This is a genomic window from Paenibacillus sp. FSL k6-2145 (genome assembly GCF_037976585.1).
Lineage (GTDB): Bacteria > Bacillota > Bacilli > Paenibacillales > Paenibacillaceae > Paenibacillus.
Map to the genome: position 1 here is coordinate 3,943,453 of NZ_CP150267.1, position 12,273 is coordinate 3,955,725.

Annotated in this window: 10 protein-coding genes; all 10 read left to right on the forward strand. The window is 45.5% G+C overall.

Annotated elements, in window-relative coordinates; genetic code table 11:
• The first annotated feature begins 105 nt into the window (after positions 1–105).
• The 10 genes from NZ043_RS17615 to NZ043_RS17660 all read left to right on the forward strand — a co-directional run bounded on the left by NZ043_RS17615 (position 106) and on the right by NZ043_RS17660 (position 12,124).
• The gene (locus NZ043_RS17615) at positions 106–861 is read left to right on the forward strand and encodes an ABC transporter ATP-binding protein (protein ID WP_338592716.1); all 756 of its coding nucleotides are present in this window, start codon (positions 106–108) and stop codon (positions 859–861) included.
• Positions 858–2,783: an ABC transporter permease gene (locus tag NZ043_RS17620; RefSeq protein ID WP_339308988.1), complete on the forward strand. Its 1,926-nt coding sequence runs from the start codon at positions 858–860 to the stop codon at positions 2,781–2,783. Before NZ043_RS17615 ends, NZ043_RS17620 begins: the two co-directional genes overlap by 4 nt.
• A gap of 198 nt (positions 2,784–2,981) precedes the next feature.
• A complete protein-coding gene (locus NZ043_RS17625; protein WP_339308989.1) occupies positions 2,982–3,527 on the forward strand; it encodes a ClbS/DfsB family four-helix bundle protein in 546 nt (181 codons plus the stop codon).
• Positions 3,527–4,066, forward strand: coding sequence for a CDP-diacylglycerol--glycerol-3-phosphate 3-phosphatidyltransferase (gene pgsA, locus NZ043_RS17630; protein WP_249911324.1), 540 nt, complete (start codon positions 3,527–3,529; stop codon positions 4,064–4,066). The genes NZ043_RS17625 and pgsA overlap by 1 nt, the downstream gene beginning before the upstream one ends.
• 192 nt (positions 4,067–4,258) lie before the next feature.
• Positions 4,259–6,928, forward strand: a complete 2,670-nt coding sequence (locus NZ043_RS17635; protein WP_339308990.1) for a LuxR C-terminal-related transcriptional regulator — start codon at positions 4,259–4,261, stop codon at positions 6,926–6,928.
• Positions 6,929–7,064: 136 nt separating this feature from the next.
• Entirely contained in the window at positions 7,065–9,137 is a 2,073-nt protein-coding gene (locus NZ043_RS17640) for an S-layer homology domain-containing protein (protein WP_339308991.1), read from the forward strand.
• Positions 9,138–9,294: 157 nt separating this feature from the next.
• On the forward strand, positions 9,295–9,720 hold the full coding sequence (locus tag NZ043_RS17645) for a GNAT family N-acetyltransferase (RefSeq protein WP_339308992.1): 426 nt from the start codon (positions 9,295–9,297) through the stop codon (positions 9,718–9,720).
• A gap of 40 nt (positions 9,721–9,760) precedes the next feature.
• Positions 9,761–10,195, forward strand: a complete 435-nt coding sequence (locus NZ043_RS17650) for a GNAT family N-acetyltransferase (protein ID WP_249911320.1) — start codon at positions 9,761–9,763, stop codon at positions 10,193–10,195.
• Positions 10,196–10,303: 108 nt separating this feature from the next.
• Entirely contained in the window at positions 10,304–10,726 is a 423-nt protein-coding gene (locus NZ043_RS17655; RefSeq protein ID WP_243391476.1) for a hypothetical protein, read from the forward strand.
• Positions 10,727–10,903: 177 nt separating this feature from the next.
• Positions 10,904–12,124: an RtcB family protein gene (locus tag NZ043_RS17660; RefSeq protein ID WP_127544562.1), complete on the forward strand. Its 1,221-nt coding sequence runs from the start codon at positions 10,904–10,906 to the stop codon at positions 12,122–12,124.
• Positions 12,125–12,273 lie beyond the last annotated feature (149 nt).

Here is a 12,273-nt window from a genome sequence, read left to right on the forward strand (position 1 = left end):
CATGCTTTTTGGTTTTGTTCGGTGAATCACACGATAACACTGCACATTCCGCCTATGATATAGACATGAGCATTTTGCAGAAGATCTAAGAGGAGTGAGTGGGATATGTGGATACTGGAAGCCAAAAAAATTCATAAAGTCTATGGTAATAAACTGAATAAACAGGAAGTGCTAAAGGGGATTGATCTTGGGGTAAGTAAGGGAGAGTTTGTTGGTATTATGGGGCCTTCGGGTTCGGGTAAAACGACGCTGCTTAATGTACTTTCCTCCATTGATCGGGTGAGTCAGGGCACGATTGATATTGAGGGCAAGGAATTCACTGGAATGAAGGAGAAACAGCTGGCTGAGTTCCGCAAACATCATCTGGGCTTTATTTTTCAGGAATACAATCTGCTGGATACCCTTACGGTGAAGGAAAATGTATTATTACCGCTCTCGATTACGAGCATTCCAAAGCAGGAGGCACACCGGAAGTTTGAACAGATTGCCCGTGAACTGGGAATCTACGAATTGAAAGACAAGTATCCATCTGAGATTTCAGGGGGGCAGAAGCAACGGACTTCGGCAGCACGAGCATTTGTCCACGATCCAAGTATCATTTTTGCGGATGAGCCGACAGGAGCGTTGGATTCCAAGTCCGCTTCGGATCTGCTCGGCAAGTTAAGTGATATGAACAGCGCACGAAAGGCGACTATTATTATGGTTACCCATGATCCGGTTGCCGCAAGTTATTGCAGCAGAGTGATCTTCATTCGAGACGGTCAGATCTACACCCAGCTGAATAAAGGAGACGAGTCACGGCAATCGTTCTTCAACGATATTATCAAAACCCAAGGCGTATTGGGTGGTGTACAGCAATGAGCTTGAATTATATTATCTTCCGCAATCTCAGGAAAAATCTAAAGAATTATTATCTCTATGTATTTGCGCTTGTGTTCAGTGTGGCCTTATATTTTTCCTTTGTGACGTTACAGTATGATCCTTCCATGGATGAGGTGGCTGCTTCAACGAAAGGTGCGGCGGCTATAGGCGCGTCTTCGGTACTGTTAATCGTCATTGTCGGCATCTTTTTGCTCTATGCCAATACGATCTTTATCAAGCGGCGTAGCAAAGAAATCGGATTATTTCAATTGATCGGACTGACGAAAGGCAGAATTTTTGGTATTTTGAGTGCGGAGAACAGTATTCTTTATTTTGGCTCCATGGCTATTGGTGTGTTAATTGGGTTTCTTGCGTCCAAGCTGGTATTGATGATATTGTTCAAAATTCTCGGTGTGGATGCGATTACGAAATTGTATTTCTCTCCGATGGCACTGATGCAAACGGTGATTGTTTTTACGATAATGTATTTGCTTATCATGCTGATGAACTACACTTTTATCAAGAGACAGAGTATTCTCTCGCTCTTTCGGGTGTCGGCGACTACGGAGCAGCAGGTGCAGAAGATGTCTGTCGGACAGATGATTATCGGCGTCTTGGGTATTGCTCTGATTGTGTATGGATACTACATGTCTGCACGGCTGTTCAGCGGTGAGGCAATGGATATGCAGCAGTTGATGTATACGATGATCCTGATTCTGTTCTCGGTCATACTGGGGACATACCTGTTCTATAAGGGTTCGGTAAGTTTTATTTTTAATCTGGTTCGCAAAAGCAAAAACGGCTACCTATCCATTCATGAGGTGTTATCGTTATCTTCAATCATGTTCCGCATGAAATCCAATGCATTGCTGCTCACGATTATTACAACCGTATCGGCACTTGCTATTGGCATGCTGTCACTCAGTTACATTTCGTATTATTCGGCAGAGGCTCAGGCGAAGGAAAGCTTGCCAGAGGATTTCTCTTTTGCTCAGGTAAATGTGAAAGATCGCTTTGTAGCCGAGTTGAAACACAAACAGATACCATATGAAGAGAAGCACAGAGAGCCTATTTATATTGAAATTGATGCTCACAAAGTGATGGATGAGTCCATGACGGAACAGTACCTGTTCAGTAGTGTGTTGAGTGACAACATGGTAGATAACATTGATTTGCAAGCGGGTGAAGTGGTCTTCATGGGATATGGAAATGCCCTTCAGCAGTTAATTTCCATTCAGGAGAAAGGTCCAATCGTCTTGAGCGGGTTGAAACATACGCTGGCACAACAACTGATCGGAACAACCAAACTTGGAGTTCTTCCCACGTATTATACTGGGGGCACGCCTGTAGCGGTGGTAGATGAGAAGGTATACCAGCAGCTGCGGCAGGATCTCAATCCCAAGCTGCAAAAATCCGAGTGGGCTGATTACTATGGTGTACGTATTCTGAACGAGGGGCAGGCTGAAGAGGCATATGCCGTATATAAGGAGTTGCAGTTGGAAGCACCGAGCTTCTCCCAGATTGAGTTCAGAAATAACCAACGTAATAATATGGGACTGATTATGTTTATTGTTGGGTTCCTGGGGTTGACGTTCTTGATCACATCGGGATGTATCCTGTACTTTAAACAAATGAACGAGAGCGAAGAGGAGAAGGGGAATTATACCATTCTGCGAAAACTCGGCTTTACGCAAGGCAATCTGTTGCGTGGAATTCAGATCAAGCAGTTGTTTAACTTCGGTATTCCGCTTGTGGTGGGATTGAGTCATAGTTACTTTGCCGTGAAATCAGGTTGGTTCTTCTTTGGTACGGAGCTGGCGACACCTACGGTCATTGTTATGATTGTCTATACATTGTTATATTCGATTTTTGGTCTGTTGTCTGTGTGGTACTATAAACGGGTGATTAAGGAAGCTTTATAGAATTGGGATTAGGAGTATGCTGATATAGCAAAATAGGTTGAGTAAAGGGCGGCTGTAATGATTACAGACTGCTCTTTTTTCTTTTTCTAAGTATAATGCCTCATGAAAAAAAGGATGATTATGGAATTGAGTCGAAATGATGATAGAGTCCATGCTTCTGATTCATGTATAACGGTGAAACGAGGGGAGAGGAGTAACTTGCCTAGAGTTCTATATGCCTCGAAGAAAGAATTAAGTGAGACGATTCGACGCACCTATGTATTGTTTGAGGTTGAATTCAATGACATCCATAACAGCGACAAAGATAAGTGGGTTGAAGGTGTGGATAAGACCCCTGCCCAGATGATCGCCTACCAGTTAGGATGGATGAACCTGGTGATGGATTGGGAAAGAGAAGAGCAGTTGGGAAATGAATGTCATATGCCTGCACCAGGGTATAAATGGAACCAATTGGGGCCGTTAAATGAATCATTTTACGTAAAATATTCAGATTATACGCTGGAGGAGCTGCGCTCTTTGTTTCGGGAGACAGAGCAACAGTGGCAGAACTGGATTGACTCACTGAGTGAAGAAGAGTTATTTGTACAGGGGATGAGACAGTGGACGGGTACCAAGCCCGGATGGGCTATGGTGAAGTGGATCCAGATTAATTCGGTAGCTCCTTTTAAATCCTTTCGGACCCGATTACGTAAATGGAAAAAAGGTCACTTAGCCAACATGGATGAAGGGAGAAAAGATGTCTAATGAATCTGGCAAATAAAATTACGTTGGCAAGGATCGCGTTGATTCCATTGTTTATGATCTGTTTTCTCAATCAGCAAAGCGTGATGATTGCACTAATTATATTTGCAGTAGCTGCAGGTACGGATAAATTGGATGGATATGTGGCGAGGAAATATAACCAAATCACGAATCTGGGAAAGTTGCTTGATCCACTGGCGGATAAACTGTTGATTGCGGTAGCGCTGGTCATGATGGTTCAGGAGAATATGATCAGTTCATGGATCGCTGTAATCATTATAGGACGTGAAATTGTCATTACTGCATTACGAATGGTAGCCACAGAGCAGGGCATTGCTCTTGCAGCCGATCGATATGGCAAGATCAAAATGGTGCTTCAGGTGGCAGCGATCATTGCCATTTTGTTGAACAATGTTCCGTTTAGTTTGCTGACTGAGGTGCGGGTTGATGTAATTTTATTGTGGCTGGCGGCAGGAGTTACGCTGTTATCGGGATTGAATTATATTGTAGTAAACTATAAGTTGCTTCAGACAGGAAGATAGAAAGCTTCGATTGGATCATGGCTTCACTACGCAAATGGTACCCTGCATTCAACGTGCAGGGTTTATTTATCGTTTGTTTCTGTTCAAAAATATGTGGGGCCTAGTCATGGTTCCTTGTATACTTAGGGTATCTGAATGTACATATAATGAATCGGAAAAAAGTGCACCATGGTGCTGATTCGGGAGGATCTCATGCAACAGGAACATACCGCTGGTCTCCACGGGGACTGGCTTCAATTTATGATTTTAACAACCAAACTGGAACTTCCACCCTTGCCAGCAGATACAATGGACCGTCCACGGCTAAGTTTGCAACACAAAGAATTGTTCCAATCCAAAGTCACTTTGTTGACTGCCCCGGCGGGTTCAGGGAAATCAACACTGTTAGGCAGCTGGGTGAGAAGTGAAGCTGTTCATGCAGCCTGTGTCTGCCTGGATGATAAAGATCAGGACCCGCTTCAGTTTTGGCTCTACATTATTCATGCACTGGATCGAGTGAGTAAGGAACTCTGCAGAGATGTACTGCCACATTTTTTGCAACGGTACCCGATAGACCCCAGGTCAGCATTGATATTATTGTTGAACCGTGTTGCCCAGACCAATCAACATACGCTGCTCATTCTGGATGACTATCATGCAGTGACCCAGCGGGAGATTCATGAACAGATGCAATACTTTATTGAAAACCTTCCCCTTACCATTCATCTAGTCCTTTCTAGTCGAACATACCCTCCATTCAAGCTTGAAAAGCTGCGCCTGAGAGGTGAATTGAAGCAATTTACGCTTCAGGAACTGGCATTTACGCCAGAAGAGGGCATTGAATTTTGCCAAGAGATCATGCAATTGGATATTGCCGGGGGAGATGCGCGTGGTTGGGTACAGCAGACGGAGGGGTGGGCTGCCGGATTGAAGCTGCTCGCTTTATCTCACGCATGGGGTGGCAACGCGTTGGTCAGCCCTATGCATTCGATATCGTCAGCTCTGTCTCGTCAAGATCATGGACCAACTGGCGAGAGGACGATTTCGGATTACCTGCTTGAAGAGGTGTTCCAGCGTCAGTCACCGGAAATGCAGCAATTTCTGCTCCGAACAGCGATCACAAGAAGAATGAACAGCAGTTTATGTCAGGTATTAAGTGATATACAGGAAGCCCCACAATTGTTAAGGCAATTGGAGAAGGAACATCTTTTTCTTGTTCCACTTGATCGGGAAGCACACTGGTATCGTTATCATCATTTGTTCTCTGCATTCCTAAAGCGTGAGCTGGATCGTTGTGGTACAGAAAAAGTAAATGAATTACATGCTCTTGCTGCACTGTGGTATGAGCAACAAGGATACCTGGCTGAAGCGTTAGATCATTATATTCTCGGACAACATATGCAGGATGCAGCGAGACTGCTGGAAGAGCTGTTTGCCCATTTTATTATGGGAGAGTGGTGGACGCTCCGGCGATATTTTGATGTTTTGCCACTGGAGATCGTTAAATCACGTCCAAAATTATATATGTCGTACCTGTTCCTTGTTGCACGTGAGATGCCTTATGGACAGATGGTAAAGCAGCTGGATGAACTGGAACAAGTGATCCGGGTGCATCTTCAAGGGCAGCTGGAACCTGAGATCATCGGTTATTTGTTGCAAGTTATATGTGTGATGCGAGCATACATGGCCTATTTGAATAGAGATTTGGATGGGCTGGCTCATTATTTGGTGTCCTACATTGATCAGGGCTATCCTGATGATATTGCCTTTCAGTATATGGACTATGATCGGAGAGAGAGTATGCGCCTGCGCAGCTTCCATGGCGTTAATGGTTACTTGAGGCGTGGGGAAGCTTGCTTCGGAGCGATTACGGAACGTTGGTATGCTGAACATGCCTATGTAACGTCCTACTATGGTGTTGGATATGGTGAGATATTAATGGAACAGGATCAAATTGCAGAAGCGATCAGTTATGCGGACCGAGCGCTTGAAGTGGCTTTGCAGATCAAGGTGGCTGCGTTACTCGTTCCAGCTTATGTACTCAAAGCCAGACTTGAACTTACACTGAGTCGACCTGAAGAAGGCTTGAAACTGCTTCAGCAGGTCTCAGGTTTATTATCTGGGAAGGATATGGAGTACTGGCAGCCAGCACTGGAAACACATCAATACCGTATTTTAATTGAAATGAGTCCGGTGGAATCAGCCCACACCATTCTGGCTACGCCTACAAATGAAGGAGATGTGGCTGCTGAGATCAGCTGTGATCAGTTCTTCCGTTCCATGGTTCGCATACGTGCGATAATCATCCTTGAGCAGTATGATTATGCACGAGAGGAACTGAGACGACGCCGTAAACAGGCTGAAGAACGGGACTTGCTTGCTGAACAGGTAGAGTGTGCTCTGTTAGAGTCAATCATGCTGCAAAAGCAGGGATTCACAGATGCCAGTGTTGTGGCGTTATCCCGTGCTCTGGTGCTGGGAGGACCCGAAGGATATATCCGTTCATTTGTTGCTGAAGGTGAACAGATGAAACAGTTGCTGCAGCACTATCTCTATCTGCGTCGTACAAAGGCGATACACGATGATGGTGTGAAAATGGCTTATGTGAAGCAGTTATTATCTGCTTTTGCAAGAGACAAACGATTGAGAGGCCCCTCATCTGCAGGGGAGGCAAAGCTGGATACAAAGGAAGTGGGACTCAGCCCGATGGAGCAAAAAATATTCGGTCACATCGCTGAGGGCCTGACCAGCAAACAGATTGCTGCCGAGTTTGGCATCTCTCCCGGAACTGTTAATACACACATTCGCCGAGTGTTCGCGAAGCTGGGTGCGAGTAGTCGTACTCATGCTGTTCAAATTGCGGAGCAACGGGGATTATTATAATTTTGTGAAACAGTGTCTACTCTTTTGTAGACTGTTTGCAAGCCAAGGTCTCTCCTACAATGAAGATAATTAAATAACTCTGACGAGTCTTTGCTGACATCAGGGTTTATGTTCATGTGGGAGGTAGCGTTAAAAGATGTCAACACGAATATCCAAACGAAAAGTTCATACGAAAAATAAGATCCGTAAGGTCTCGCCTTATCTTGCAGCCCTTCTGTCTTTATCCGTCATTACTGTGTCCGGGACAGTGCATGCAGCGTCCGATGCAGTAAACATTCGTGACTTGCAGCAGGCAGCGCCGTGGGCCAAACAAGCGATTGAAAGGGCTGCCGAACAACAGATGATTCTGGCGGACGAAGCAGGGAATTTCAACCCGAGCGCAACGTTAACAAGAGGGGATCTTGCGTACACACTGGCTCAACTATTGGAATTGAACGTGCTGTCGTCCGTCCAGCTTCCAGATCAGTTATTCAGGGATCTGGATCGTAACGCTGAGCATGGTTCCTATATTCGTGCACTTCAATTAGCTGGAATTATGAATGGTTATCCGGATGGTACGTTTCGTCCTGCCGGTCTGGTAACAAGGGAAGAGCTGGCAACAACGATTATCCGGGCTCTGAAGGCTAAAGGGTATGATGAAACATTAAATTTGACCAAAGAGTTGTCATTTAAGGATACTTCCGACATCAGTGCCTGGGCTTTGCCAAGTGTACAACAGGCTGTTAAGTTGGGAATCTTGAAAGGGGACAATGGAAACTTTGCGCCGAAGCGTTCTACTTCCAGACAGGAAATGGCCGTGATCGCATTACGCGCAACTGAAGTCATTCAAGCGCTTGATGAAGCTGCGAGTCAAGGGGGCACCAATCCGGAATCCAATCCTGATGAGCCAGGAAAGGTAATTGAGGTACAGGGTACATCTTCAGGCGGTAAAAACGCAGGGAACGGTACAGGAAACGCAAACGGTAATTCCGGTGTGACACCAGGGAATGGAAATGGCAGCACCGGTGGAGGAGGTGGATCTACGCCAACTACTCCGACGAATCCTTCCACTCCGTCCAATCCAGGTACGGGGAACAGGGCGCCACTGGTTATTAGTGGTGGTTTGCCTGATCAGGAACTTACACTAGATCATGCCGCATTGGACTTGAACGTCTCGACGTATTTTAGTGATCCAGATGGTGATGAATTGCAATTCAGTGTCATAGCGGGAGAGGAAACCATTGTTTCCTCCACTGTGGTAGAAAAAGTGATTCGACTCGTTCCACAGGCTGCTGGAGAAACAATGCTGACGATCAAAGCAGTTGATGTCCAGGGCGCCAGTATCACGGCACAACTCAAGGTTAAGGTACAGCCCAATACGATAAGTCGCCAATTTCCTGATCCACATTTAGCTGGAGCGATTGCTTATTGGTTGCAAAAGGATGTGGATGATCCACTGACCAAAGATGAATTGGTGGAAGCTCTCATTCAGACCAATGGAGGATTGTATGCGAGAAATGCTGGCATTTCCGATCTGACAGGAGTCGAGATATTCAAAGGATTGAATGTAACCGAAATTGATCTGTCCGGAAACGATATAAGCAAAGCGGATGCCTCTGGATTCGATCGTTTGAATTGGCTTGATTTATCCCGTAATGAACTGACGCAAATTAATGTGACAGGACTGGACCAGCTGGAGTATCTGAATCTCGCGAATAATCGACTTCCTTTATTGGATGTGAGTGGAATAGACTCCTTGCAAGAACTACATCTGAACAGTAATGAGCTTGTTCATCTACCGATTGGAGTTGTTGGGCTGTCTGATCTGCAATACTTGGATGTGAGTAACAATGCCATACCCCTGAGAGAAGAGCCTGATTTCGCTCTACACCAGACGTTGCTGCAACGTTTGGACATGTATGACTTTGATGATGCTCCCCCTGTACTGGTGGAGGCACCTGCGGGTAATACCGCTTATGTTCATGGAGATGAGATTGAGATCGACCTATCCTTTATGTTTGAGGATGAAGATGACGCCAGGTCGACCCTAATCCTACTGGCTGACTCTCCTGATCCACAATTGGCAGATGTCAGAATGGTTGGACAGAAACTATACGTTACTGCACTGGGGACGAGTAGTGAGCCTATTCGGATTGAGGTGAAGGCTACGGACCCTCTGGGCAGAGTTGGTGTAGGTCACGTGTACGTGGATCTGAGAGAAATAGAGTAGCGTATTTTAAAACAGCATATGTGAACTAATGCAAGTTACATCAACGTGCCTTCCTCTATGGAAGGTGCGTTTTTTTATTTTTGTAAGGGATGACTTTATGTTAAAATATGCAAGAAATGAATGAGGCTGTGAGTAATGACGATAAGGGGAGAAGAGGATGTCCCAAATAAATATTAATCCAAGTACTTCAGAGGATTCAGAGTATGTTCGCGAGCAACTTATCGCATTTAATGCTGCGCATGTGAGCGAGGAATTAAGGCATCGTTACGAAGAACTGAATTTCAATATCAAAAATGAGACGGGCGAGATTGTTGCAGGTGTGCTTAGTACACTTTGCTGGAACTGGCTGGAGGTTGATATTCTTTGGGTGAATTCTGAACAACGGCATCGGGGATATGGTTCACAGTTGTTGCTTGAAGTTGAGCGAATTGCGCGAGAGAAATCTTGTGATTTTGTTATGTTGAACACTTTCTCCTATCAAGCACCGGAATTTTACAAGAAACATGGCTACCAATTGATCACAACGATCGAGAATGCACCGACTGGACACAGTCATTATTATTTTAAAAAGGACCTCACTTAAGACAAAACATGCGAAAAAGGACAAAATCAGGAGGGTTATAATGGTTACCATTAAAGGGATCGAACTTGAAGATTTACCGGCACTAAGCCAGCTATACAATGAGTTGATGGGAATGCCTACCAATGAACAGCAGATGAAAAAGATGTTTCATTACATACAGCAGAATGGCCATTATCATGTGCTTGGGGCATTTTACAATGGCAAACTGGTTGGGTCCGTTATGGGGATTGAGTGTATGGATCTGGTAGGGCCATGCAAACCGTTCATGGTTGTAGAGAATGTGATTGTATCGGATCAGGTACGCAGGCAGGGCATTGGGCAGAGGTTAATGCTCCAGATTGAGCGGATTGCGAAGGATCTGGGTTGTGGTTACATGATTCTGGTGTCTGGCGATCAGCGTAAGGAAGCACATATATTTTATGAGAAGTTGGGTTTCAAGGATGAGAAGGTTCAGGGTTACCGGAAGCATCTTTAACAGACAGTTCAAGTGAAAATTTCTTACACAAGTGGAAGGATTACTTAAGGAACACGGCGAATAAGGCATAGTCTTAACAAAAGAAACGAATAAGAGGGAGGCACTCTCGTGTTCAAAAAATGGGCTAATGTTTTCATGGTTCTGAGCCTTGTATTCGCCGTATGTTCCCCAACCTCCTATGCTGCCGCCAAAACGGTTAAGGTAACCGTGACGTTGGTGAGCGCAGAGCTTGTCGAGAATAACTCTGTCGGTAATGAGTGGGCCATCGGAGCAAGTGTGAACGGCAAAGATCTGGAAGAGGGTTCGTCAGTTACCTTAAACCTGAAATCCACAGGTACGTTGAAACTGGAGGCCATCGCCGAAGAACAGGACAAAATTCCCGATTACGGGAGTAAAAGCACCAACGTCAAACTATCTTCGTTCTCCAAATCAACCAACAAGACACTTTCCGTGGTGGTGACCGAGAACAGAGGCCGATATTCTGGTAACACAGCGACTTGGGCGTTCAAGTTTAAGATTAGCAAGAAGTGAATAGGAATCAACCGTGAGAAAAGGGAGCCTAGCTCTCTTTTTTTAATGCGTAGCTAATTGGTGATCTAAAGGAAGAGAACGTTTCGAGCCACGCTGATCTTTGTTAAACTAAGGAAAGCAACAGATAGAAATTTAAGATGAAATATTCAAAAAAATACATAGGAGGTTAACACAATTATGCGTATCGTAGATAACATTAAAGTCTGGGGGGAGCCGCTGGAAAACGCCGTAAGTCAGGCGGTGACTTGCTCGCAATATGGAGATGTATTGGGTGTGGCTCTGATGGCCGACCATCACAAAGGTTACTCACAACCCATCGGTGGTGTTGTCGCTTATCGGAATATGATCAGTCCGTCAGGTGTCGGATATGATATTGCCTGTGGCAACAAGGCTGTGCGCACAAATCTGATGTGGGAAGATATTCGGGATCAGATTGTAACGATTATGGATGACATCAATTCGACCATATCTTTCGGCGTGGGTCGTAACAATCCAACACCCGTGGATCATGAACTGTTCGACGACGCGAGCTGGAAGCTGTTTGATACCATTGAACCGGGATTACAACATAAGCTGAAGACACTCGCACGCAACCAACTTGGAACCGTAGGCAGTGGTAATCATTTCGTGGATATTTTTGTGGAAGAAGCAACGGGAAAGGTGTGGATCGCAAATCATTTTGGCAGCCGCGGGTTTGGTCACAAAGTGGCGAGTGGGTTCCTTAACCTTGCCGCAGGGCGTCAGTTCAGTGGCAAAGCTCCTGGCGAATCGATGGATCAACCGCCTACGTTGTTTGACCTGAACAGCGAAATGGGTGATATGTATTGGGATGGAATGACTTTGGCGGGCAGATACGCCTATGCAGGACGTGATTATGTCATTGAACAGGTACTCGGAATTCTCGGGGCAAGTGCTGAATATGCCGTTCATAACCATCACAACTTTGCCTGGAAGGAACAACACATGGGTGAAGAGGTAGTTGTGGTCCGCAAAGGTGCAACGCCATTGGCACCCGGGCAACTCGGTTTTGTTGGAGGCAGTATGGGGGATATCTCGGTAATTGTGGAAGGGATCCACAGCGAGGAGAATACCGAGTCATTCCGCAGCACCGTACATGGGGCAGGGCGCACGATGAGCCGAACCCAGGCGGCTGGCAAAATGAATTACAAGCTGCGCACACGCATGGGTGGCGAGATTAGCGAAGCACAGATGCATGAGGCGATTCGTGCCTATGGTGTTGAGCTGCGGGGAGCGGGCACAGACGAAAGTCCGTTTGTGTATAAGAAACTGCAAGACGTGCTGAACGCACATGCGAATACGCTGAAAATCAACCATGTGCTGCGTCCCGTTGGTGTCGCCATGGCCGGAGGTAATGAATTCGATCCGTATAAGGATTAGTCATATATGTTCAACTGAACATTTACACGATAACGGAGAGGGCAGAAATAACTTGAAGAAGCGGAGCGTTCGCCTAAAAGCTTTCTAAAAGAAAGCTACATCGGAAGCATACGCTATCACCCGATTTCCCCTTTCAAAAAAAGGAATAA